Genomic DNA, 22344 nt, shown 5'->3' on the forward strand with positions numbered 1-22344 from the left:
CTAGAGATGCCCCGCGAAACCGCTCCCGCTCCCGGCCGCGGTCCACGATCTTGGGAAACCCGTTGTTGTGTGGTAGGTGGTGGACCGGCCGGCATGATGCTCGGCTACCTGCTCGCCCGCGCCGGGGTCGAGGTGACCGTACTGGAGAAGCACGCCGACTTCTTCCGTGACTTCCGGGGCGACACCATCCATCCGGCGACCACCGACGTACTGGCCGAGCTGGGTTTGTTGGAAGAGTTCCTGCGATTGCCGCACACAGAGATACCAGAACTGCGCCTCGGCATTGACGGGCAGACCTTCGGGCTGGTGGACTTCCGGCACCTGCCCACCCGGTGCAAGTTCATGGCGTTCATGCCGCAGTGGGACTTCTTGAACTTCCTGGCCGCCCAGGCCAGGAAGTTCCCTGGCTTCCGACTCGAAATGAGCACCGAGGCCACCGGCCTGCTCCGCCGCGGCGAGCAAGTGATCGGCGTACGGGCGCACACGAACGACGGCGAAGTAGAGATCCGCGCGGATCTCACGGTGGCGTGTGACGGCCGGTTCTCCCTTATCCGGGATCACACGGCCTTGCCGCTAAGGGAGTTTGCGATGCCGATCGACGTGCTGTGGTTCCGCGTGCCACGCAGCCAGGATGCGCCGCCGACGCTGGGCTACCTCGGCGGCGGGCAGATAGTCCTCGCGATCGACCGCGGCGACTACTGGCAGTGCGGCACGATCATCGGGAAAGGAGCACTCCTGCAGGTTCAGGCCGCGGGCCTGCCCGCCTTCCGAGATCGGGTGGCACATGCCGCACCATTCCTGGCCACCGGACTGGCCGAGCTGACCGACTGGGACCAGATCAAGCTGCTCTCGGTGCGCTCCAATCGGCTCCGCCGCTGGTACCAGCTCGGGCTGTTATGTATCGGCGACGCAGCGCACGCCATGTCACCGGCCGGAGCCGCCGGCGTGAATTATGCGATCGCCGACGCCGTCGCCACGGCCAATCACCTCGCAGTACCGCTGCGAAGCGGCACCGTCGCCGTTGCGGACCTCCAGCGCCTGCAACGGCGACGCGAACCCGCGGTACGTCTTGCACAGGCCTTGCAACGACAGCAGACCCGCCAACTCGCACGCCTCGCCCAAACAAGCCCCCCGATCCAACTCATGCGGCTCATCAGCCACATGCCACCGATCAAACGCCTCCTGGGCCGCATCGTCGGCCTCGGCTTCCGTCGCGAACATATCCGCAGCCCCCATCACGCGAACCACCGGTAATCCAACAGGGAATCCCCGCTCCGCAGGGGCTCATGAAACCACGGGGGTGGATGTGACGTGGGTGACAAGAGTGGTGTTTGGTGCGAAGCTTGGCACGCCGAGTTGACTGTTGTGTCAACTCGGATCTTATTGATCCTCAGGGAGGTTTCGTGAAGAAGATTCTTAGCGTTTCCGGGACGTTGGTGCTAATGCTGAGTGCGGTCTCAGCCACGGCGCCGGCCGCAGTCGCCCAACCATCTCCGTCCGCCAATTGGCATGCGGAGAGGGTCTGCGCCGATGTCCCAAGCGGCGCTGCGTCGTGTTTTGCCCTCAAATACGTCGATGATTCAACGGCCTCCGCCACGGCGCTGGCGCAAGGAGGACAAGCCAAGCCCGCTTCGAGCACGCCGCCCGCCACCGGCAAGACCCCTGCGGATATACAGAGCGCCTACAACATCACAGGCCTCACGTCCGGCGGCCGAACCGTCGCAATCGTAGATGCCTATGGGTATCCGAACCTAGAACGCGATCTCGGCGTTTACCGCTCACAGTTCGGCCTTCCCGCGTGCACGGTCAGCAACGGCTGCCTCACTATCAAGGACCAAAACGGCGGCAACAAGCTTCCCAGATTCAATTCCGGATGGGCCGACGAAACCGCCCTCGACGTCGACGCCGTCTCGGCAGCCTGCCCGGACTGCAAGATCCTCGTGGTGCAAGCGACAACAGCCAGCATCACCAATCTTGGTACAGCCGTGGCAACGGCCGCCAAACAGCCGGGGGTCGTCGCGATTTCCAACAGTTACGGCGGCGGGGATTCCGCAGACTCCAGCTACGGAGCGTACTACAACCACCCGGGCATCGCCGTGACAGCGTCAACCGGTGACAACGGCTACTCCGGCTCGTCCTACCCCGCTTCCTCGAGTTATGTCACCGCGGTGGGAGGCACATCGTTGGTCAAGAACACCAGCACACGCGGATGGGGCGAGTCTGCCTGGTCCGGCTCGGGATCCGGATGCTCAAGTGTCAATGCCGCCTTGCCGGCTGCTGCCACGTTCGGCACAGGGTGCGGCAAGCGCGCCTCTGCAGACGTCGCCGCCGTCGCAGATCCGCAGACCGGATTGGCAGTGTACGCGCCGAGTAGCAGCACCACTTCGTCATGGGCGCAGTATGGAGGCACTAGCCTGTCCTCACCCCTGGTCGCAGCCATGTATGCGCTTTCCGGGAACTCCGGCAGTTCCACGGCGCTGGCCAACTCCCTCCCGTACACAAACCCCGGGGGATTCAATGACGTCGCCTCGGGTTCAACAGGCAGCTGTTCCACGAGCCAATGGTGCCTCTCCGGCACCGGATGGGACGGCCCTACAGGCGTCGGCACTCCGAACGGGGTCGCCGGACTCTAACGTGCAGTAATTGCCTGGAGGGTGGCCGGCGTCCAGGACGGCCGGCCACCCCGCAACTCTGAATGGGCAGCGTCACGCCGAGCAGGTTTTCAGCGTCCCGAACGGACCGCAAGCCCGGGATTCCGGGGCCGGGGAGGAGTCCGGGCGACAAAAAAGTGCGTGGCGTGACGCGGGCCCCCAAGCGCTAGTGCTTCAGGTTCGTCAGCTCCTGCAGAACCTCGTCCGACGTGGTGATGATGCGGGCGTTCGCCTGGAAGCCGCGCTGGGCCACGATGAGGTTGGTGAATTCCTGGGAGAGGTCCACGTTGGACATTTCGAGGGCCCCGGCAGTCAAAGTTCCGAGTCCGGCGTCGCCCGGGGCGCCCAACTGGGCCGCGCCGGAGTTGGCGGTGGCCACGTATGTCGAGCTACCTGCTTTCTCAAGGCCACCGGGGTTGGTGAAGCGCGCAAGGGCCACGCGTGCCAGAACCTGCTTGGCACCGTTGCTGAACGAGCCGATGAGTGAGCCGTCCCCGCCGAGGGTGAAGGACTCCAGCTTGCCTGCCTCGGATCCGTTCTGGCTGCCGACCGTGAGTGTGCTCATGGCGGCGAAGCCGGTAACAGTGGACATGTCCACCGTGATGCCGCCGACGGTCATGGCGCCGCCCGAGGTCAGCGCACCATTCGCGAACGTGAGCGTCGAGTTGCCTGTGGCGCCGTTGGCGTCTGTCCCGGCCACATCCCAGCCGCCCGCAGAGCGGCTGAACGTCAGGGTCAGGCTGCGGGAGGCGCCGTCGGCGTCGTAGACCTTGACCTGGCGCTCGACACTTGTCCCCACGGCCGCGTCGGACGGGAGGTTGCCGTCAAGCGAGGCCTTGGTGGTGGCAACGGCTGCCGACGTCGTGTTGGGCGAGAGGGCAATCGGGCCAACGGGACCTCCCAGGTTCACCGCGCCGTTGGCCGCGGACCAGCCCTGCAGGATGCCGCCGTCGGGGCTCACGAGGCGGCCGGCCGCGTCCATGTCGAAGGCACCGGCGCGGGTATAGAGCTGCTGGCCGGCCTTGCTGGTGATGAAGAACCCGTCGCCGGAGATCATCATGTCAGTGGCTCGCCCGGTGTTCTGCGATGAACCTTGGCTGAAGTTGGTGCTGACTCCCGCCACGCGCACGCCGAGGCCGATCTGGGCGGGGTTGGTGCCACCGGTTTCGGCTTGCGGGGCGCCGGCACCCTGGGTCATCTGCGAGAGCGTGTCCTGGAACTGGGTCGAGGAGGCCTTGAAGCCGGCCGTGTTCACGTTGGCGATGTTGTTTCCCGTGACGTCCAGCATGGCCTGGTGGGCACGGAGGCCGGAGATTCCGGAGTACAGCGAACGAAGCATGGTGTTGCCTTTCTTCGGGTGGTTCGGGGGGTGGAGCGTCAGGCGGTGGGCGTAGCAGTGGCGGGCGATGGCGCGGCCGTCATCCCGCTGATCGAATCGAGCGGAACGCTCACTCCGCCGACCGCCACCGTGGGGGTTCCGGCCGCAAACGAAACCGAGCTCGCGACGCCGGAGCCCTTCGTCCCGTCCGCGAGCGCGTAGCTGACGTTGTGGCCGATGATCTGCGCCGCGGCGCTGCGCATCTGGAGCGAAAAGCTCTCCTTGGCGTCGGCCGTGAGCTCCGTCATTTTCTCCATCATGGACAGCTGGACGGTCTGGCTCATCATCTGGTTGGTGTCCATGGGTGCGCTCGGGTCCTGGTTTTTCAGTTGTGTCACCAGCAAGCTCATGAACATGCTCGAGTCCATGGTCTGCGCGGGTCTGGGCGCGGTGGTGCCAGCGGTGGTTCCAGGCTGGACTCCGCTGCTTGCCGCGATGGCTTGGATGGTCACTATTTGCTCTCCTTCATCAGACGAGAATGTCCAGGCTGCTGGTACTGCTTCGGGGAAGTACGACGGCGGTCCGCGGCAGGCGGACCGGCTCGCCGTCGCTGCCCCATGGGAAGGCGGGGCTCTCCATCGGGCGCCGGTCCCGGGGGTCCGAGCCGCCCCCACCAGCATCGGCCGGAGCGTTGTGTTCGGACAGGTGGAGGCTGGCGCCGAAGCCTGATTCGCCGAGGTCCCGACGCAGTTCCGGCAGGATGCTGCGCACTGCCTCACGGCCGGCGTCTCCGGGGGCGAACAATTCGATCCGCACCCCTGCGCCTTCGATATGCGCCCGGACAGTCAGCGGACCGAGGTCTTCCGGGGACAGCTTCAAGGTCATCACGTGCGCGCCGGGCGCCGCCGATGCCAGGGAGAACAGGGGTCCAGACACTTGGGGCAGCAGTTTCGCCGGGTCTGCCTGGGGTGTGGGTGTTGCCATGCCGAGAGGGGCTGCCGAAGGGGCTTGCTGGAGTGGCGACCCTGCCTGCACCACCACCGGAACTCCGGCCTGAATCCCCGCGGGAAGCCCGGGTGCCGCGGCGATGGGTGCGTCCTGCCTGAGGATCCGCTGCGGGTCCTGCTGCGTCGAGGGTCTCCCGGCGGGAAGTACGACGGCGGTGCCGGACTCGCGGGACCGGGCTGCGGTCGGGTTGACCCCGCGTTCGAGGCCAACGGGCAGGGGGCTGGTGGGCCGGGCGGCGGCGGGCAGCGGGCCGGTGGGCGGGGCGGCGGCCGGCTGGTTGGAAGACGGTTTGCCGGGCAGCGGGCCGGTGGGCGGGGCAGCGGCCGGCTGGTTGGAAGACGGTTTGCCGGGCAGTGGGCTGGTGGGCAGGGTGCCGGACGGTGGACTGGTGGGCAGGGCGGCGGCCGGCTGCGGGCCGGTGGGCAGGGTGCCAGTGGGCTGCGGGCTGTTCGGAATCGGACCAGGCTGGGTTGAGCTTTGACCAGGGCTCCCGAGCGGCAGAGCTGCTGACACAGCAGCGCCCACCCGCGTTCCAGCCGGCGTCGCCTGAGTGTTGCCCGCAGGCATGATCGGCACAGCAACGCCCGACCCCTGCGGAGCCGTGTCCCCCGTAGCGACTCCGGCCATCGCGAGCCCGCCCGCGACAGCGGCCACCGCACCCGCTGCGCCCATCGCATCGGGCAGACCCGCCGCACTCGCCGCATCCGCCGCATCAACCGTGTCCTTGGCGACCTTCGAAGCTTCCGGCTTGTCGGCTCGGGTGACCGTCCGGGGACCGTCGGCGGCAGGCTTTCCCTGCGCGCCGCCGTCGGGCGCTTGCTGTGCGGTCCCGTCGGAGGTCTCCGAGTCGGACGCCAGCACGCCGTTCATCACGGCCTCAAAACCGGCGGCGGCGCCAGGCTGCGGCACAGGCGAGGAGCCGGGAGCGGCGAGACGGGGTGAGGCCGCACCGGCGGGGGGCAACTGCATCACGAGCCTCCCGCGGGAACAATCCGGCGGATTGCCGTCAGGTTGGACTGCTGTTCCCACGCATCGCGGATCTGGATGGTCTGGCCGGGCACGGGCGCGTCGATCGCTTTGCCGTTGCCGAGGTAGATGGAGATGTGTTCGCCGCCGAAACTGACAAGCAGGTCGCCTGGCTTGGCCTGGGCCAAGGACGCTACGGGGGTGCCTTGCCGCATCTGGTCGCTGACGACGCGCGGCAGGTCGACACCGAGATCCTTGAAGACTCGCTGCACGAAGCCGGAGCAATCCATGCCCACGGCCGGGTTGGTGCCGCCCCAGACGTAGGGCACACCTACGTATTTCTTGGCGTCGGCAACCACTGCATCGCCGGTGACAGCGCCGGTGGCTGTGCCAGCAGCACTGCTGAGGCCCGCAATGCCGGAGAGGGCGCCCGTGCCATCGAGCCCCAAGGAAGAAGCAAGCTGGCTCACGTCCGGCGTCGTCGAGCCCCCGACGGCGGTGCTCAGGGCTTGCGCGAAGGACGCCGCGTCCGCGGAAGTGGCTGTGCCCGCGGAAGGGTCCGCTGTCCCGGCGGCGGTGGCCTGCGGACGGACCCCTTGGCTCAATTGCCGCAGCATCGATTCGATGCTCTGGATGCGCCCGATGGCCTCGGTCATGCTCATGAGGTGGCCTTTCGGTGCCACGCGGAGGACGCGATCTCGTCCAGGACCCCTTGCTCGGCGTGCAGCTCGAAAGCCTCGAAGGCGGCCCCGTGTCGAGTTTCGAGCTTCTCGAGCCCGACGGCGCGACGCTTTGCTTCTGTGTATTCCGCGCGGGCCTCTGCGGCTTCAGCCTCCGCGCCGGCGGCCAAGGCGTCAAGTTCTGCCAACATGCTTTGCGCGGAAGCGCGGGAAGCCGCGATGGCCAAGAGCGACGCGGAGCTTCCAGCAGCTCCGGCGGACTCTGCCAGCTCCTCCCGGGCCGTAGCCCGGCGGGATCGCAAGGATGCGGTCCGGGAGTTGGCGCGGGCCAGTCCACTGGCGGCGGCGTCCTGCTGTGTCTGGCGCAGGCGCAACAGCCCGGCCAGGGAGAATTGACGGTTCACGCAGCTCCTTCGAGGCTTGCTGAAAGGCGGAAGAGTTCCGGCCAGGACTCGCTGTACGGGGTGGATTCGTCGATGCTTTGCCGTAGGAATCCGTTGATGGCGGCTTCGTGGTCCAGTGCCGCGTCGACCAAGGGATTGCTGCCACGATGGTAGGCGCCAACGTCGATCAGGTCTTGGGCGCTGCGCCGCGCGGCGAGGACCCTGCGCAGGGAAGCCGCGAGCGCCGTGCGATCGGCGGAATTGACCTTGGAGGCCACGCGGGACACCGAGCCCAGCACCTCCACCGAGGGAAAGTGCCCCGTGACGGCGAGCCTCCGGTCCAGGACCACGTGTCCGTCAAGGATCGAGCGGGCGGCGTCGGCGATCGGTTCGTTGTGGTCGTCGCCGTCCACCAGCACCGTGTAGATACCGGTCACGGATCCGGTTTCGGCGGTCCCGGCGCGTTCCAGGAGCCGAGCCAGCACGGAAAAGGTCGACGGCGGGTAGCCGCGGGTGGCGGGTGGCTCACCGGCGGACAGGCCTATTTCGCGCTGGGCCATGGCCACGCGGGTGAGCGAATCCATCATGAGCACCACATCCTGCCCGGCTTCGCGGAACGATTCGGCAATCCGGGTGGCCGTGACGGCCGCGCGCAGGCGCATGAGTGCAGGCTCATCGGACGTGGCAACAACCACCACGGAGCGGGACAGGCCTTCGGGGCCGAGGTCGTCTTCGAGGAACTCGCGCACTTCACGCCCGCGCTCCCCCACCAAGGCGATCACGGACACTTCGGCATCCGTGCCGCGGGCAATCATGGACAGCAGCGAGGACTTTCCGACCCCCGAGCCTGCGAACAAGCCCATGCGCTGGCCGCGGCCCAGAGTGGCCATGGTGTCCAGGACGCGGACGCCGGTCTGCAGCGGGGTGTCCACCCGGGCGCGGTGCATGGCCGACGGCGCTTCGTTGTCCAGGGGGACCATGGGGCTGGCAGGCAACGGGCCTTTGCCGTCGATCGGACGTCCGAGCGCATCCAATACCCGTCCGAAGAGGCCGCGGCCGGTAGGGACCAGGATGGGAGCGCCCTTCGAACGTGCCGGATCTCCCGCGGCCACCCCGGTCAACCGTCCGAGCGGCATGCACCGCACGGCGCCACTGACCGAGGCGACCACTTCGACGTCGAGCCCGGGTGCCTGGCCTACGGTCACCAGATCCCCCACCGCGCAGTCCAACCCGGAGACCTCCAGGCCAAGGCCGAGCACGGACGTCACGGTACCCACGCGCTGCGGTGCCGCGGCCGCGAGGGCTGCGCGGAAACGGCCGGCGTGCGGCCTGTATACGGTAGTGCTCATGCGTCGTTCCCCAGCAGGGCTGCCTTGGCCCTGTCCACAGCGGTCCTGAGCCGGGCGTCGAGCCAACCTTGCGGATATTCCGCGATCGCATCGCCGGGGTCCAGTGCGGGATCGGCCTTGAGTTCGACGCCGGCCACGTTCCCGACGTCGACTGCGGCCAGCGCGGCAAGGTCCGCCGGGTGAAGGCGGACGGCGGTTACCGTTTGCACGTCGGAGACCGTTGCCAGGGCTCGGGCCAACGCGGCGCGGGCGGTGTTCCCGCCGTCGTTGAGTTCGTAGCCCAGGATGGCTTCGGCAAGCTCCATTGCGCTGGCCGCCAACACGTCCTGCGCTTCCTCCAACACAGCGCCGCGGCGCTGCCGGGACGCGGCAGCGGCGGCTTCGAGCACGCCGACGGCTTGCGCGACAGCCAGGCGCCCGGCGTCGAGCATTGCGCGGTGTTCGGCTTGAAACTGTTCGCGAAGACGCAACTGTTCCGCGGCCGCGGCCCGGGTGCCGGCCGCGTAGCCTGCCGCGTGCCCCTGGGTGTACCCCCGGTCTTCCATGCGTGTCCTCGCGGCCGGCTGGATGTCCGGGAAGACCACCCTCTGGAGTTCAGCCTCAGTAGACATAATCGTCTTCTTCCCCGCGCCGGACCACGATGGCGCCTTCGGCTTCCAGCTCACGGATGGAACGGACGATCTCTGCCCGGGCCTCTTCGACCTGGGAGGCGCGCACCGGCCCGGCAGAAGCCATCTCGGCTTCCAGGATTTCGAGGTTCCGGCCGGACACGTTGGTGCGTACGGCCTCAAGCACGGCGGCAGGGGCACCTTTCATGGCGACAGCGAGCACTTCGGCATTGACGCCGCGCAGGATCTGCTGGATGTCGCGGCGTTCCAATTTCACGATGTCCACGAAGGTCAGCATCCGGGCGCGCACTTCCGTGGCCAGCTCCGGATCGAGGGACTCCAAGCCCTCCAGCACGGAGCGTTCGGTGTTGATGTCGGAGCGGTTGATGATGTCAACGAGGGGCTGGATCCCGCCGACAATTTCGCTCGACTTCCTTTGCGACATGACGGCCCCAGCGCGAACCTTGAGGGTCTCGGCCACGATGCCCACGGCTTCCGGCGAAGCCATTCCCATCGTGGCGATGCAACGGGCCACCTCACTCCGCTGCACGTCGCCCAGGCCCGCCATGACCGCGGAAGCCTTGCCCGGCCGCAAATGCGCCAGGATCAAGGCAATGGTCTGTGGCATCTCGCTGTCGATGAGGGCCAGGAGCTGGCCGGAATCCATCATTTCCAGGAATTCGAAGGACTTCCCGGCCATGGTGGACGCGAGACGGTCCATGAAACCGGCCGCTTTGTCCGCGCCGAAGGACGCTTCCAGGAGCCCGACGGCGAATTCCTGGCCGCCGCGGGCCGTGCGGCGTCCGCTGACTGCAAGGTCGTGGAACTCGGTCATGACGTCGTCCGCAACGGATGAGGAAACGCGGCGCAAGCGTACGATCTCGGCGGCGATGTCCTCGGCCTCGGACTCGGAGAACTGGGTCATGACGGAAGCCGCGCTGCCAGGGCTCATCTGCATCAGCACCACGGCCACCTTCTGGGCACCGGTCAAGCCGCTTACGTCCAACTCCCCGGCCCTCATACCGATTGCCTTTCATCCATGAGCCCACGCAGGTAATCGGCGGTCCGGGCCGGGTTCTCGGCAACCATTGCCTCAATCCGGGCCCGCCGCCGCTCGCCGTCGAGGGCCTCGGCGCCTGGTATCGGCAAGCCGGAGATCGGCAACGCCGGAACGGGATGCGCAGGCGGCAGTTCGATCGCCGTCGTGGCGGGCGGTCCTTCGAGCGCCGGGGTGGAAACGGCTTGGGGCAGCATCTCGTAGTCAATCCGTTCGCCAAGGTCAACCGGTTCGCGGCTCTGCCGGCGCCGCAGGAGGATCAGCACAACCACAATCAGCGCTACCACTGCCAGCAGGATGCTGCCGGCCAGGATGAGCGTATTCATTAAGTCCGACTGTTGCTTGGCGTCGGCTTGTGCTTTCGCCGCGCCCAATGCCTGAGCTGCCGCGTCTGCAGCCGAGGTACTGAAGGGCAGCACTTCGACCGTCACTACGTCGCCGCGGGTGGGATCGACGCCGGCCGCGGAAGTGACGAGTGCCTTGACCGAGTTCACGTTGAGTCCGGCCGCCGCCGACTGGTTGATGGCGACTGAGATGGTCTGGCGTTTCACGGCGCCTTGCGGAATGGTGCGGTCTTCCGTGACCTTGTTGACGGCGTTGTTCTTGGTGGTGTCGCTGGAGTCGAAGGTTCCATTGCCATTGGTTCCGCCCGGCACGGCAATGTTGTCCGGACCAAGGACACCGGAGGCGCCGCCGCCGGTTCCCGTGTACTTCTCGGTTTTGGTGGTCTCGCTGAGCGGAGCGGCATCCTTGGCTGTGGAGAACGTCTCGCTGCGCTGTTGCGCGGACTCGGCGGTCACGTCGGCGGCGACGGCGACGGTGGCGTTGCCCGGTCCCACTACCCTGTCCAGCACGGCCTTCACCGAATCGGACGTGCGCTGTTGGTAGTCGGCGGCTTGCTTGGACGAGGAACCCGTGGCTCCCCCTCCCACCGTGGAGAGGACGTTGCCTTGGGAATCCACCACGGTCACGTTCGTTGGCTTCAGGTTTTCGATCGCCGCGGACGTCAAGTGCACGATCGCCTGGACCTTATCGGCGGACAGGGTGATGCCGGGCTGCGTTTCCACGAACACGGATGCCGTGGCGTCCGGAGCCTTGTCCACGAAGACTGTCTTGGCCGGAATGGCCAACTGCACGGCGGCTGTCTTCACGCCGTCCATGGCCTGGATGGTAGTGGCGAGTTCGCCCTCAAGCGCGCGCTTGTAAGTCACGGACTGCTGGAACTCGGACGAGGTCACCCCAAGCTTGTCGAGCAGTGAATAGCCGGTGGCCGCAGCCGCCGGAAGGCCCGCGGCGGCCGCTTTCAGCCGTTCATCGTTGACCTTGTCATCGGGAACCAGGATGGTGGAGCCGCCGTTGCTGAGCTCGTACGGGACGTTGTCCTTGCGCAGCTGCTCCACGATGCCGTTGGCGTCCGTGTCCTTCAATCCGGAAAACAGCGGCGAGTAGGACGGCTTGCCCAACCATGCGGACAGGGCCACCCCGCCGAGCACCAGAACGGCGATGCCGATGATGGCGATGGTGCGCTGCCCGGCGGTGAACCCCTTGAATCCATCGCCCATCTTGCGGAAGAAGGCGGCAATCTGTGGAGGCATCAGGCCTGCATCCTCATGATCTCGTTGAACGCGTCAACGCCCTTGTTCCGTACCGTGGAGACAAGCTCCATGGTGATCTGGGCGCGGGTGGCAGCGATCGTCGCTTTGTGGATGTCGTCAAGGTTGCCCGTCACCGCCGATACTGCCAGCTGGTTCGACGTCGATTGCAGGGACTGGAGGTTGTCCACGGCACCTGTCAGCGCCGTAGCAAAGCTGTTGCTTCCCGCCGCCCCAGCAGTTCCGCCTACGTTGTCAGTGCCGCCCAGGTAGCCGGTGCCGGTGACGCCCTGCACGGAAAGCCCCCCGCCTCCTTGAATTGCGCCGATCGGGTCCAAAGCCATCAGGATTTTCCTATCTCAAGCGCTGCCTGGTAAGTCTCACGGGCACGGTCCACCACTTGGGCGTTGGCCTGGTAGCCGCGTTGCGCCACAATCAGGGCACCCATCTGTTCGGCGAGGTCGATGTCCGGGTAACGGACATAGCCTTGGGCGTCAGCAAGCGGATGGTCAGGTTGGTACACGAGCCTGCCGGTGGCGCTGCCTTGGGGGGTGCTCTTGACGTACACGCCGTTTCCGTCCCTGCCCTCGGCTGCTTCGATGTAGCGGGCCTGGAAGACCTTGCCGCTGGTGCGCGTGACGGTATTCATGTTTGCCAGGTTGTCAGAAACGGCGTCGAGCCATTTGCGGTGGACAGTCAGCGCGGAGCCGGCAATCCCGATCGCGTCGAAAGTCATCAGCTGGTCCTCATGGCCGTGCGGAGTGCAGTGAATTGCTCGCCGATGGCGCGGGAGGCGAACTGGTAGCGCAAGACAGTGTCCACATTCGAGAGGGTTTCGGTGTCCAGGTTCACGTTGTTGCCGTTGAGCTGGGTGGGTTCCTCGGAGGTAGTCACGGTAGCCGCGGCCTGCCCGTCTCCGGCGCTCACCGAGGCCGCAAGTGCGTCTTCGAACTGGACCCTTTTGGCGTGGTAGTTCGGCGTGTTGATGTTGGCGATGTTGTTGGCGATGGTGCGCTGGCGCAATGAGAGCCCATCCAGGGCGCTGCCAAGGGCAACAGAAGTCACTGACTCGAACACGACGGCCTGCCTTCGCGAATAGTATGAAGAGGCCGATCCGTGGCCGTGCATCGAGCATCCCTGCTCAACTTCCACCATCGGCAAGCACGGGGCATCCGTTAGCCGATTAGGGGATTGTTTTCGATACTTTCGCTTCAGCCCTGGACGTCGAGGAACAGCGGGCGCGCTGAACTTTGGCTGTCCGGGACGGCACTGAGGACGTCCAGGTGCGCGAGAGCGTCGTTGCGGACCTTGCCGAGCATGGCCATGGACTCCAGCTGCGCGTCCAGGATCCGGCGTGCCCGGTTCGCCAGCTCTTCAGGAAGTGGTCCGGTCCCGGCCTCGGCAGGCGGATTCCATGGCTCGGGCTCGCCGCCGGAGACTGCCAAGGCGATGTCTGCTTCAAGCCGGTCCAGGATTCCGGACCATTCCTGAACCCGATCAGCCGACACCGAGAGTGCCGCTCGTCCTTGCCGTGCCGGATACCGTGGCCTGGACAGGCAGCTGCGAAGCGGCGTCGTGCCAGCCTTGCCGGAGCGGTTCCAAGAGCACAATGCATTCCGTGGTCCGGTTGACGTCACGGTAGATGTTTGCGCCGATCATGGCTTCCATCGCGTACTGGTAGATGCTCAGCAGCCCGGATGCCCCGTCCCACACATCGGTCTTCAGGGTGGAGGACAGCTCCGTGACGATCGACTGGGCATGCAGCAGGTTTTCGCTGGCGACACCCCAGTTGGCGTTCTCCTGCGCGAACTGGGCGCGGTTCAAGTCGAGGAGCAGCCGGTCATAGAGCATCGTGAGGAGCCTGGCCGGCGGGGCCGAAAGGACGGCGTCGTCGTTGTAGCGGGAAAGCTGGCTGGCGCGGAGGGCTGTGGAGGTCATGCTTTACGCTCCTTACTTCGTCGAGGTCGAAAGGCCGGCAATCTGGCCGGTGAGCCATGATTGCTGGGCGTTGAGTTGGCCAAGGGCCACTTCCATGGCGTTGTACGTGGTTTGCAGGGTCTGCCGTCTGGTGGCCAAGCGCTGGTCCCAGTCCGAGATCTGGCTGCCCAGGTCAGCCACTTCGGATTGTTGCCCCTTGATCAGGGCGGTTAGCGAACCAGTGAACGGATCGGTAGCGCTCGTGGCAGCGTCGGACACCCGGGACGCAATCGTCTGGAGCGCTGACTGCGTCCCGGCGGGATCCGAGGCCAAGGACGATTGGAGCTTGGCCGCGTCAAAGGTGAAGTTGCCGTCCCTCGTGACGTTGATTCCGTATTCGGAGGGAGACTTCCCGTTCACGGGCATCGACATGGCGGAGAAGACTTGGTCGTTGACCGAGCGGACACCACTGTTGCCGCTGAAGATCCCGCCGCTGGCCGCTGAGGCGCCATTGGAGTCGGTCGTCTGGGTCACCGCACTGTAGATCGACACGAAGCCGAGGACGTCGTTGACCGCGTTCACCAAATCCCCTGCCTTTTTGGTGATTCCTGCGGAGTCGCTCGCAATGTTGACGCTCACCGGTGTGGCAGTGACGGCGGAGGCCGTCACTGCCACACCGGGAAGCAAATCGGTGAAGGTGTTGGTTCCGGACGTGATTGTCTGTGCTGCCGGGGTCCCCGCATACAGCGTCGCTTTGGCATCCTGGGCGCCTTTGACGACGGCGGCGGAAGGGTCAGCCATCAGGTCGGTCGCGGTGCCGCCGCTCACCTGCGCTGCCGTACCCTGGTAGACGCTGAAGGCTCCAGCCGCACCTGAGGTGGTTGCGGTCAGTTGAAGGCGATAGGCTCCGTTGCCTGCCGGGACCTTCACGGCGCGAGCCGGGCCGGACGTCGCGTTGATTGCCGTCACAACGTCGTCAAGGGAGGTGGATGCGGGCGTGATCTCGGTCTGGTTTCCCGTGGAGTCGACAAGTGTCAGGTGTGCGGGAGCACCCGAGCCGTCGGTGGGCCAGCTGCTCATGGCGGCGGTGACGTCCACTTGGCTCTGGGCCAGCTGGGTGACTGTGACGTCGATGGAGCCCGCGGTCGCAGAGGTGGTCGCCGTCGCACTGAGCGACGGCGAACTCGTGGTGGCGCTAAACAAGTTCAACGCGTTCACAGCCGAATCGCCGCTCGCGAGGTCCTTCAGTGAAGACAATTTCGAATTGAGCGACTGAAGCGTCGAAATCATTGTCTGGTCTGACGCAAGCTTCGTCTTCAGTTGTGTCTGCGGTTGTGCTTCCACAGCCATGAGCGAATCAATGATGGAGGTGGTGTTCAAGCCGCTGGCGAGGCCGTCGATCGAGCTTCCCACGTTGGTCCTTCCGGATGTGTTGGTTATGTCAGCGGGATCCGGACGCGAATGGCGGCCAAGGGGTATTCCCGCCTGGCCGCCATTCGCTTATTGCCGGTCTGTTGCCGGAAGGTCCTAGCGCAGGAGCGAGAGAACGCCCTGGCCGGACTGGTTGGCCTGCGCCAGCATTGCGGTGCCGGCCTGGGACATGATGTTGGCCTTGGTGTACTTGACCATTTCCGAAGCCATGTCCGTGTCCGTGATGCGGGACTCGGCTGCCTGCAGGTTTTCGCCGGAGACCTGGAGGGTCTTCGTGGCGTGCTCCAAACGGTTCTGGGTTGCACCCAGGTCGGCGCGCTGAGCCGAAACTGCCGCGATGGCGGTGTCAACGGCGGCGATGGTGAGCTGGGCGTTGGCGCTCGTGTCCACCTTGAAGCCTGCAGCACCTGCGGCGCCGGAGAGGCCCGTGGCGCCGGTTCCGACGGCGGTTGCGACGTCACCGAGGTTGACGGCGATTTTGTCGTTGGCGCTGCCGCCGGTGCCGACCTGGATGTTCAGGGCCGCGCCGCTGTTTCCCGCAGCACCCTTGAGCAGATCGATACCGTTGAACTGGGTGGACTGCGTGAGGCGGTCCAGTTCCTTGCCGAGCGAGTCACCTTCACCCTTGATCGCCGAGCGGGATGCGGCGTTGTTGGTGTCGTTCGAGCCTTGGACAGCGAGGTCACGCATGCGCTGGAGGATCGAGTGGACTTCAGTCAGTGCGCCTTCAGTGGTCTGGATGACCGAGATGCCGTCCTGGGCGTTACGGGCAGCCACTGCCGAACCGCTCACCTGGGACTTCAGGCCTTCCGAAATTGCCAAGCCTGCCGCGTCGTCAGCTGCGCGGTTGATGCGCAGGCCGCTGGAGAGCTTCTCCATCGACTTCGACACGTCGTTCTGCGTGCGGTTGAGGTTGCCGTAAGCGTTGTTCGCCATCAGGTTTGTGTTGATTGCCATACCCATGTTGTATTCCTCCGTGATTGGGTCTGCTGGTACTCCCAGGCCGTCCGTGGCCTGTCACTTCTGGTTATCGGAACAACGGTCCCCTTTGGTTAGCAAAAGGCCGCAGGAAAATTTGCCACGGACCACAAGATCCACCCCACGTCGCTTGACTGGACAAAGCGAACAAATCATGCATAAACAACGCCTAACGCATCGGCCGCGGCGGCCGATAGTTGTTTTCAGCGCGGCGAAGGCACAGGGGAAGTGCTTTCCCGCGGCGACGCACCCGAGAAACAAACCCGGAACTGGAGTTGACCCGACATGGCCATCCATGAACTGTCGGCCCTGCTGTGGCGAGAACGTGAGCTACTGGATCTCTTGACATTCAAGCTGGAGGAAGAGCAACTGCTCCTGACGGCGGGCAAATCCCGGTGGTTGCCGCATGGCACCCGGGAAGTGGAACAGGTCCTGGGACACTTGTCCAAGGCCGGGCTTGCAAGGGCGGTGGAAGTGGCGGCGGTGGCCGAGCAATGGGGCTTGCCTGCCAAGTCTTCACTGGGCGAGCTGGCCTCGTCCGCCCCGGAAGAAGCCTGGGCTGATGTCCTGTCCTCGCACCTGAACGCGATGCAGCAACAGACCGCCACCATCAAGGAACTGCGTGATTCAAACGAGCACTTCCTTCGCGCTGCCGTCCGTTCCACCCAGGAAACGATGGCGGACCTGAAGCCGGCGGCCGGGACCTACGACTCCCACGGGCGGACGGGTTCCCAGGGCAGGACCGCAGGCGCAACCCCGTCCCGCCTTTTCGACCAGCAATTCTGACCGGAACACGGCCGGACACCCAAAGTCCGGACCACCAAGGGCCCGGACCACCAGGGCCCGACCACCAAAAGGACAAAGCAGTGAGCACATTCGGCGGACTCAACACGGCCTACCTGGGCCTCACCGCGGCGCAGCAAGGCATCAACGTTGCCGGACAGAACATCGCCAACGCCGGCACTGACGGGTACACCAGGCAGCGGATCGAGCAATCGGCCGTCGGCGCACCGGCTCGCACCGGCCTCTTCTCAGCGGGCGCCCAGGCCGGTCAAGGCGTGTCGGTGGACGGGATCGCCCGCCTGGGCAACAGCTTCCTCGATGCCGGGGTGCGCTCCGGCGCCGCCCAGGCCGGTTACGCCGGGTACCGCTCCACCGAACTCCAGCAACTCGAAGGCTCCCTCAACGAGCCCGGGCCTGCCGGAATATCGACGGCGCTCCAGACTTTCTGGTCCTCGTGGCAGGGAGTCTCCAACCACCCGGGCGAAGCAGCCCCTGCCGGCGTGCTGCTGCAAGCCGGTACAAGCCTCGCCAATACCGTGTCGGCTGGCTACAAGGCGTTGGATTCACAGTGGACGCGGATTCGCGGAGAAGCCCAAACTACCGTCGCCACCCTGAATGATGCCGCAGCCCGGGTGGCCGGTTTCAACGCAACCATCCGTTCCGTCACAGCCTCAGGTGGCTCCGCCAATGAGATCATCGACGCACGTAACAAGGTGAGTGAAAGCATCGCCTCCCTGGCTGGTGGAACTGTCCGGGACAACGCCGACGGCACGGTGGATGTCTTCGTGGGCGGCAACGCCATCGTCTCGGGTACTTCCCACCGCGACCTCACCTTGAGCGGCCAGGCAAGTATGGGCGGGCCGGGCTACGCGGTGCAGTTGGAATGGGCCGATCGCCCCGGCGTGGCGGTTCCTGTCGACGGCGGAAAGCTCGCCGGCGCCGTATCCCTCCTTGCTCCCGCCGCGGCCGGAGGCGCGGGGGGCACCATCTCCGAGGCCGCCGATTCCTACAACGCCTTCGCCGCCAAACTCATGAACGACGTCAATGCCGTGCATCGCACCGGGCAGTCCACCGCGGGCGCCTCAAACCTCGATTTCTTCGCAACCACCCCTGGTGCCCCAGCAGCCCTGTCCCTCAGCGTTGTCCCGACGAGCGCCGCGGGAATCGCGACCGGCAACCCCGGCTCCGGCGCCCTCGACGGCAAAATCGCGGACGCAGTTGCCCAAATCGGCATCGGGCAAGGATCCCCTGACGCCTTGTGGTCCGGAATCGTCACAAGAATCGGCACCGCGTCCCAGTCGGCACAGCAGCACCAGCAGCTCGCCGACGCGGCGAGCACTGCCGCCGTCGGGCAGCGTTCCTCCGGCGCGTCCGTCAGCCTCGACGAGGAGAACATCAGCCTCCTGAGCAACCAGCACGCTTACCAAGCGGCTGCACGGGCCATGACGGCCGTGGATGAAGCCCTCGACGTCCTGATCAACCACACCGGATTGGTGGGAAGGTAAGCCATGCTGAACCGTGTCACGAACCAAACGATGGCCGCGGCCGCGCAACTGAACCTGCAGGCGGGGCAGGCCAAGCTCGCCGCACTGCAGGACAAGGCCAGCAACCTCAAGAACATCACCAGGCCCTCGGACGATCCCGCGGCCACGGCGAACCTCCTCGCCACGAAGAGCCAGCTCAGCGCCGCCGGACAGTATTCGAACAACATCAACGACGGCAATGGCTGGCTGACGACCGCGGACGCGGCCCTCGGTCAAGCCACCAACATCCTCAACCGGGTCCGAGACCTCACAGTCCAAGCTGCCAACGGTTCGCTGAACAGCACCGCCAAGGAGGCGATCGCCGTCGAAATCGAAGGCCTCAACAAGGACCTTCTCGCCCAGGCGAACACCCAGTACCTGGGCCGCAACGTCTTCGCTGGAAGTTCCGATTCAGCCGGCGCGTTCAGCAGCGCCACGCCGCCTGCGTACAACGGAACACAGGGCAGCACGGTAGAACGGCGGATTGACGCAACGCAGACAGTGCGGGTAGACGCCGACGGCGGTGCGATCTTCGGTGACGGCGCCGGCTCCGTTTTCGCTCTGGTGAGCAACGTCGTCGCCGATATCCGCTCCGGTGCGGATGTCAGCGGCCGTTTGACGGCGATCGGTGACAAGATCAAGTCGGTCGTCAACGGACGCGCGGACGTCGGTGCCAGGCAGACCAAGCTCATGCGCGCCCAGGACTCGGTCGATGGGCTGAAGGCGTCGCTCGACGCACAGCGCTCCGGAATTGAAGACACAGACATCGGAAAGGTTGTCATGGACTTGAAGCTGCAGGAAACCAACTACCAGGTTGCCCTCGCGGTCACCGCCAAGACGCTCCAGCCCACGCTTATGGATTTCCTCAAATGAGCACGGCACAGGCTTCCCGGGAGCTGAGCTTCACCGCGCCCATGCCAGGGCTTGAAGCCTCTGACGGCTTCGCTTTGCGGGGAATCGACGGAGCCCCCGGGCTCTACGCGATGGAGTCGGCAAGCCCGCGCATCCGCATGTTCCTGGCCGAGGCCGCGGTTTACGTTCCTGGCTACGCGCCAGCCATCCCCCGCACAACATTGGAGGATCTGGGCCTGGACCGGGCTGAGCTCGCAACCACCCTGGTAGTGGTCAACCCGACCCCGGAAAGGACCACGGTCAATCTCGCGGCCCCCATCGTGCTGAACCCGGAAACCGGACGTTGCACGCAGCTTCTCCTCGACAGCAAGGAATACCCCCTCCGGGCCGAGCTGAGCGCCTAAGCAACACCCGCTCTGTTAAGACCCCGACGCTCGCTCACCTTTGGGCAGTTTCGGGCAGACGCCCGCTCAGATGATCTGAGCGAGCGTCGCCGCTTTTGGCCGCATATGTGAGCGAGCGTCCCTCCCCCTTTTGTTGAGACACCGACGCTCGCTCACCTTTGGGCCGTTTCCGGCAGACGCTCGCTCACCTTTGGGCCGTTTCGGGCATACGCTCGCTCGGATGTTCCACCCCGAACCAAAATTGTTTGGTCAAACCACTTGCGTCAAGGCTTCTCCGCGTCCATACTAAATGAACGTCATTCATTTAGTGACTCCCGTCTCACCGGAGAACAGCCATCATGATCTGCACCACCTACCCGGGCGTCCCAACCTCCCCCGCCCGCCATCAGCTTCGATGACCCCACAGACGGCTTTCACTGCATGACCCAGCAACAACCTTCGGCCCATCTAGAAAGAGCCAAGCACATGACTCAAATAACTCGCCCAAGCGCAAGGAAGTCCGTGGAGGCCCACGATCCCGCCGGCACCGAACACGGCATCAGCGGCAAAGGACTCAAGACGGGGCAGCTGGGGCTCCTCGCCGTCGTCGTCCTTGGTATTTCCTCCGTGGCGCCCGCCTACAGCCTGACCAGCTCACTGGGCCCGGCGGTCAACGCGGTGGGCCTGCAACTGCCTGCAATCTTCATTGTCGCCTTCATCCCGATGATCCTCGTCGCATTCGCCTACCGGGAGCTCAACGCAGACTCTCCCGACAGCGGCACCACCTTCACATGGGCCACGAAGGCCTTCGGCCCGTTCATCGGATGGATGGGCGGCTGGGGGCTGCTGGCCGCGAACATCATCGTCCTTTCCAACCTGGCAGGCGTCGCGGTGGACTTCTTCTACCTCTTCCTCGCCCAGGTTTTCGGCAATCCCGATCTTGCCGACCTCACCACCAACAAGGCCTTGAACATCGCCACATGCCTGGCCTTCGTGGCGCTGGCTGTCTGGGTCAGCTACCGAGGCCTCCACGCCACCAAGCTGGTGCAGTACGCCATGGTGGGATTCCAGGTAGTGGTCTTGGGCGTGTTCATCGTCATGGCCCTCACCCATGCTTCCTCCGGCGACACCCCCACGGCGATCGCCTTCAGCTGGGACTGGTTCGACCCGACGAAAATCAGCAGCTTCGAACAGTTCGCTGCCGGCATGTCCCTGGCGGTCTTCGTCTACTGGGGCTGGGATGTCTGCTTGACGGTCAATGAAGAGACCAAGGGCGGCAAAGGCACTGCCGGCAAGGCCGGAACCACGACGGCGATCGCCGTCCTGGGACTCTACGTCGCAGTGATCGTCGCAACGATGATGGTCGCAGGCGTCGGTGGCGACGGCATCGGCCTCAACAACCCGGACAACCAGTCCAATATCTTCGCCGCGTTGGCTTCCCCCGTGATGGGTCCCTTGGCCATCTTGATGTCTTTGGCCGTACTCGCAGGCACAGCGTCGTCCCTGCAGTCCACCATGGCTTCCCCCGCCCGAAGCCTCCTCGCCATGGGTCACTACGGCGCCCTTCCGCAGAAGTTCTCCACCGTGAGCAAGCGGTTCGGTTCCCCGGGCTATGCAACCATCATTGCCGGGGCTATCTCCGGCGGGTTCTACGCCATCATGAAGGTGGTCAGCGAGAACGTCCTCAACGACACCATCCTGGCCCTGGGCTTGATGATCTGCTTCTACTACGGAATGACCGCTTTTGCCTGCGCTTGGTACTTCCGGCACAGCGTGTTCAACAGCGTCCGCAACTTCTTCATGCGTCTGCTCTTCCCGGTGATCGGTGGCGTCGTTCTGACACTCGTCTTCATCCAGACGGCAGTGGACAGCTGGTCTCCGGACTTCGGCAGCGGTTCCGAGATCTTCGGCGTCGGCCTCGTGTTCATCATCGGCGTGGGCATTCTGGCCCTCGGAGCAGTCGTCATGGTGATCATGGCCCGCGTCCGCCCCGGCTTCTTCCGCGGCGAGACCCTCCGGAAAGACACTCCGGCACTCGTGGTTCCCGAGTAGACCCCCACGCGGCAAATGCCTTCAGTGCGGCAGAAGCCCTGTCCCGGAATCACCCGGAGCAGGGCTTCTGTTGTGTTTAAGGTGGCTTGCGTTCCGGCGGGCCGCTCACCACATGTGGGCAACATCGATCACCAGGCGCGAACCCGTTCCCGGACCAGCCAACGTGAAGACCCTGAAGGGAAGCCGGGCGCGAAGACCCAGGCCGAGGCTCGTGTATCCCTCGAAGCTGCCCGCGTAAGCCACCTGCCGGAAGGTCTTGTAGTCCGAGACGTTCGTCAGCTCGTTCTTGTCGGCCGGGTTGTACGTGGCGTTGCCGCCGGAGTTGTAGGCCGGGGCGTTGACCGTGACTTGGAGGAACGCGTTGCCCCTCAGCTCGACCGGAAGTCCCGAGCCGTCGTGCAGTACCTGTGGAACGTAGCGGATTGAATAGCCGGCAACTGCACCGTTCAGGTCGATCACCAGGCGGTCGAAGCAGCTTTGCTGGCCCGTCCTGACATTCACCACTTGTGCCTGGGTCAGCGCCGGGTTGGACTTCGCCAACGATCCCCACACGATCCCGCAGTACGGCTCCGCGGACGCCGCCCCTGGAGCCACGAGCCCGAGCCCGGCGGCCACTACCAAAGCCGCCAACCACGCATGAAACTTTCTCATCTGGGCCCACTCCCCTCGAATACTGAGCGATCCGATACCTCAAGCGTAGGAGCGTCGGGGCCCTTTAAGGAGCTTCGTATCCGCTTCGGCGCCCAACTGTTAGTGAACCTCGCGAAGGGTCACGAGGACGTGATTCTGCCGCCTGGTTTCCGCGGTTTTACA

At 65.3% G+C, this 22344-nt stretch carries 24 protein-coding genes; 7 read left to right on the forward strand and 17 right to left on the reverse strand.

Annotated features, from left to right (window positions below; genetic code table 11):
* Positions 1-6 precede the first annotated feature (6 nt).
* Together QRN59_RS08390 and QRN59_RS08395 are read left to right on the forward strand one after the other, a co-directional pair.
* Positions 7-1254 carry an FAD-dependent oxidoreductase gene (locus tag QRN59_RS08390; protein WP_284982064.1) on the forward strand — a complete coding sequence of 416 codons (1248 nt, stop codon included), beginning with the start codon at positions 7-9 and terminating at the stop codon, positions 1252-1254.
* Between the two features lie 149 nt (positions 1255-1403).
* Entirely contained in the window at positions 1404-2633 is a 1230-nt protein-coding gene (locus QRN59_RS08395; RefSeq protein ID WP_284982065.1) for a S53 family peptidase, read from the forward strand.
* A gap of 184 nt (positions 2634-2817) precedes the next feature.
* Here QRN59_RS08395 and QRN59_RS08400 read toward each other — a convergent pair whose 3' ends face one another.
* The 16 genes from QRN59_RS08400 to QRN59_RS08475 form a co-directional block, all read right to left on the reverse strand.
* Complete coding sequence (locus QRN59_RS08400) at positions 2818-3990, reverse strand: flagellar hook protein FlgE (protein WP_284982066.1); 1173 nt, start codon at positions 3988-3990, stop codon at positions 2818-2820.
* Between the two features lie 38 nt (positions 3991-4028).
* Entirely contained in the window at positions 4029-4481 is a 453-nt protein-coding gene (locus QRN59_RS08405; protein ID WP_284982067.1) for a flagellar hook assembly protein FlgD, read from the reverse strand.
* A gap of 16 nt (positions 4482-4497) precedes the next feature.
* Positions 4498-5946: a flagellar hook-length control protein FliK gene (locus tag QRN59_RS08410; protein ID WP_284982068.1), complete on the reverse strand. Its 1449-nt coding sequence runs from the start codon at positions 5944-5946 to the stop codon at positions 4498-4500.
* Positions 5946-6605 carry a C40 family peptidase gene (locus tag QRN59_RS08415; RefSeq protein ID WP_284982069.1) on the reverse strand — a complete coding sequence of 220 codons (660 nt, stop codon included), beginning with the start codon at positions 6603-6605 and terminating at the stop codon, positions 5946-5948. The genes QRN59_RS08410 and QRN59_RS08415 overlap by 1 nt, the downstream gene beginning before the upstream one ends.
* Positions 6602-7027, reverse strand: a complete 426-nt coding sequence (locus tag QRN59_RS08420; RefSeq protein WP_284982070.1) for a flagellar FliJ family protein — start codon at positions 7025-7027, stop codon at positions 6602-6604. The genes QRN59_RS08415 and QRN59_RS08420 overlap by 4 nt, the downstream gene beginning before the upstream one ends.
* The gene (locus tag QRN59_RS08425) at positions 7024-8355 is read right to left on the reverse strand and encodes a FliI/YscN family ATPase (RefSeq protein ID WP_284982071.1); all 1332 of its coding nucleotides are present in this window, start codon (positions 8353-8355) and stop codon (positions 7024-7026) included. Before QRN59_RS08425 ends, QRN59_RS08420 begins: the two co-directional genes overlap by 4 nt.
* Positions 8352-8966, reverse strand: coding sequence for a FliH/SctL family protein (locus tag QRN59_RS08430; RefSeq protein ID WP_284982072.1), 615 nt, complete (start codon positions 8964-8966; stop codon positions 8352-8354). Before QRN59_RS08430 ends, QRN59_RS08425 begins: the two co-directional genes overlap by 4 nt.
* Positions 8956-9984: a flagellar motor switch protein FliG gene (gene fliG / locus QRN59_RS08435; RefSeq protein WP_284982073.1), complete on the reverse strand. Its 1029-nt coding sequence runs from the start codon at positions 9982-9984 to the stop codon at positions 8956-8958. Before fliG ends, QRN59_RS08430 begins: the two co-directional genes overlap by 11 nt.
* Positions 9981-11615 carry a flagellar basal-body MS-ring/collar protein FliF gene (gene fliF / locus QRN59_RS08440; RefSeq protein ID WP_284982074.1) on the reverse strand — a complete coding sequence of 545 codons (1635 nt, stop codon included), beginning with the start codon at positions 11613-11615 and terminating at the stop codon, positions 9981-9983. The genes fliG and fliF overlap by 4 nt, the downstream gene beginning before the upstream one ends.
* Entirely contained in the window at positions 11615-11956 is a 342-nt protein-coding gene (fliE, locus tag QRN59_RS08445; RefSeq protein ID WP_284982075.1) for a flagellar hook-basal body complex protein FliE, read from the reverse strand. The genes fliF and fliE overlap by 1 nt, the downstream gene beginning before the upstream one ends.
* On the reverse strand, positions 11956-12348 hold the full coding sequence (locus QRN59_RS08450) for a flagellar basal body rod protein FlgC (RefSeq protein WP_284982076.1): 393 nt from the start codon (positions 12346-12348) through the stop codon (positions 11956-11958). Before QRN59_RS08450 ends, fliE begins: the two co-directional genes overlap by 1 nt.
* A complete protein-coding gene (locus tag QRN59_RS08455; RefSeq protein ID WP_284982077.1) occupies positions 12348-12689 on the reverse strand; it encodes a flagellar basal body rod protein FlgB in 342 nt (113 codons plus the stop codon). Before QRN59_RS08455 ends, QRN59_RS08450 begins: the two co-directional genes overlap by 1 nt.
* A gap of 134 nt (positions 12690-12823) precedes the next feature.
* Positions 12824-13120: a hypothetical protein gene (locus QRN59_RS08460; protein WP_284982078.1), complete on the reverse strand. Its 297-nt coding sequence runs from the start codon at positions 13118-13120 to the stop codon at positions 12824-12826.
* The gene (gene fliS / locus QRN59_RS08465; RefSeq protein WP_284982079.1) at positions 13110-13550 is read right to left on the reverse strand and encodes a flagellar export chaperone FliS; all 441 of its coding nucleotides are present in this window, start codon (positions 13548-13550) and stop codon (positions 13110-13112) included. The genes QRN59_RS08460 and fliS overlap by 11 nt, the downstream gene beginning before the upstream one ends.
* Positions 13551-13562: 12 nt before the next feature.
* The gene (gene fliD / locus QRN59_RS08470; RefSeq protein ID WP_284982080.1) at positions 13563-14942 is read right to left on the reverse strand and encodes a flagellar filament capping protein FliD; all 1380 of its coding nucleotides are present in this window, start codon (positions 14940-14942) and stop codon (positions 13563-13565) included.
* A gap of 114 nt (positions 14943-15056) precedes the next feature.
* A complete protein-coding gene (locus QRN59_RS08475) occupies positions 15057-15923 on the reverse strand; it encodes a flagellin N-terminal helical domain-containing protein (RefSeq protein WP_284982081.1) in 867 nt (288 codons plus the stop codon).
* Positions 15924-16223: 300 nt separating this feature from the next.
* Between QRN59_RS08475 and flgN the strand changes: the two genes are divergently transcribed.
* The 5 genes from flgN to QRN59_RS08500 all read left to right on the forward strand — a co-directional run bounded on the left by flgN (position 16224) and on the right by QRN59_RS08500 (position 21531).
* Positions 16224-16724 carry a flagellar export chaperone FlgN gene (gene flgN / locus QRN59_RS08480; RefSeq protein WP_284982082.1) on the forward strand — a complete coding sequence of 167 codons (501 nt, stop codon included), beginning with the start codon at positions 16224-16226 and terminating at the stop codon, positions 16722-16724.
* An 80-nt stretch (positions 16725-16804) separates the two neighbouring features.
* The gene (gene flgK, locus QRN59_RS08485) at positions 16805-18226 is read left to right on the forward strand and encodes a flagellar hook-associated protein FlgK (RefSeq protein WP_284982083.1); all 1422 of its coding nucleotides are present in this window, start codon (positions 16805-16807) and stop codon (positions 18224-18226) included.
* A 3-nt stretch (positions 18227-18229) separates the two neighbouring features.
* Positions 18230-19117: a flagellar hook-associated protein FlgL gene (gene flgL / locus QRN59_RS08490; protein ID WP_284982084.1), complete on the forward strand. Its 888-nt coding sequence runs from the start codon at positions 18230-18232 to the stop codon at positions 19115-19117.
* Positions 19114-19500, forward strand: coding sequence for a flagellar assembly protein FliW (locus QRN59_RS08495; protein ID WP_284982085.1), 387 nt, complete (start codon positions 19114-19116; stop codon positions 19498-19500). Before flgL ends, QRN59_RS08495 begins: the two co-directional genes overlap by 4 nt.
* A 465-nt stretch (positions 19501-19965) precedes the next feature.
* Positions 19966-21531 (forward strand): APC family permease, encoded by a 1566-nt coding sequence (locus QRN59_RS08500; RefSeq protein ID WP_284982086.1) that lies wholly within the window; start codon positions 19966-19968, stop codon positions 21529-21531.
* A 105-nt stretch (positions 21532-21636) separates the two neighbouring features.
* On the opposite strand, the gene QRN59_RS08505 is transcribed toward QRN59_RS08500, so the two are convergent.
* Complete coding sequence (locus tag QRN59_RS08505) at positions 21637-22182, reverse strand: AMIN-like domain-containing (lipo)protein (protein WP_284982087.1); 546 nt, start codon at positions 22180-22182, stop codon at positions 21637-21639.
* Between the last annotated feature and the right edge of the window lie 162 nt (positions 22183-22344).

This window comes from Arthrobacter sp. efr-133-TYG-118 (assembly GCF_030209755.1).
In the GTDB taxonomy this organism is placed as follows: Bacteria; Actinomycetota; Actinomycetes; order Actinomycetales; family Micrococcaceae; genus Arthrobacter.

What these genes read in the sequence shown, in the direction of transcription:
- QRN59_RS08400 (WP_284982066.1), bottom strand. Translation starts at nt 3,990, where the DNA reads ATGCTTCGTTCGCTGTACTCCGGAATCTCCGGCCTCCGTGCCCACCAG.
- QRN59_RS08500 (WP_284982086.1), top strand. Translation starts at nt 19,966, where the DNA reads ATGACTCAAATAACTCGCCCAAGCGCAAGGAAGTCCGTGGAGGCCCAC.
- flgL (WP_284982084.1), top strand. Translation starts at nt 18,230, where the DNA reads ATGCTGAACCGTGTCACGAACCAAACGATGGCCGCGGCCGCGCAACTG.
- QRN59_RS08390 (WP_284982064.1), top strand. Translation starts at nt 7, where the DNA reads ATGCCCCGCGAAACCGCTCCCGCTCCCGGCCGCGGTCCACGATCTTGG.
- QRN59_RS08415 (WP_284982069.1), bottom strand. Translation starts at nt 6,605, where the DNA reads ATGAGCATGACCGAGGCCATCGGGCGCATCCAGAGCATCGAATCGATG.
- QRN59_RS08450 (WP_284982076.1), bottom strand. Translation starts at nt 12,348, where the DNA reads ATGACTTTCGACGCGATCGGGATTGCCGGCTCCGCGCTGACTGTCCAC.
- QRN59_RS08505 (WP_284982087.1), bottom strand. Translation starts at nt 22,182, where the DNA reads ATGAGAAAGTTTCATGCGTGGTTGGCGGCTTTGGTAGTGGCCGCCGGG.
- QRN59_RS08410 (WP_284982068.1), bottom strand. Translation starts at nt 5,946, where the DNA reads ATGCAGTTGCCCCCCGCCGGTGCGGCCTCACCCCGTCTCGCCGCTCCC.
- fliF (WP_284982074.1), bottom strand. Translation starts at nt 11,615, where the DNA reads ATGCCTCCACAGATTGCCGCCTTCTTCCGCAAGATGGGCGATGGATTC.
- QRN59_RS08475 (WP_284982081.1), bottom strand. Translation starts at nt 15,923, where the DNA reads ATGGGTATGGCAATCAACACAAACCTGATGGCGAACAACGCTTACGGC.
- fliE (WP_284982075.1), bottom strand. Translation starts at nt 11,956, where the DNA reads ATGGCTTTGGACCCGATCGGCGCAATTCAAGGAGGCGGGGGGCTTTCC.
- fliG (WP_284982073.1), bottom strand. Translation starts at nt 9,984, where the DNA reads ATGAGGGCCGGGGAGTTGGACGTAAGCGGCTTGACCGGTGCCCAGAAG.
- QRN59_RS08430 (WP_284982072.1), bottom strand. Translation starts at nt 8,966, where the DNA reads ATGTCTACTGAGGCTGAACTCCAGAGGGTGGTCTTCCCGGACATCCAG.
- QRN59_RS08495 (WP_284982085.1), top strand. Translation starts at nt 19,114, where the DNA reads ATGAGCACGGCACAGGCTTCCCGGGAGCTGAGCTTCACCGCGCCCATG.
- fliS (WP_284982079.1), bottom strand. Translation starts at nt 13,550, where the DNA reads ATGACCTCCACAGCCCTCCGCGCCAGCCAGCTTTCCCGCTACAACGAC.
- QRN59_RS08425 (WP_284982071.1), bottom strand. Translation starts at nt 8,355, where the DNA reads ATGAGCACTACCGTATACAGGCCGCACGCCGGCCGTTTCCGCGCAGCC.
- flgN (WP_284982082.1), top strand. Translation starts at nt 16,224, where the DNA reads ATGGCCATCCATGAACTGTCGGCCCTGCTGTGGCGAGAACGTGAGCTA.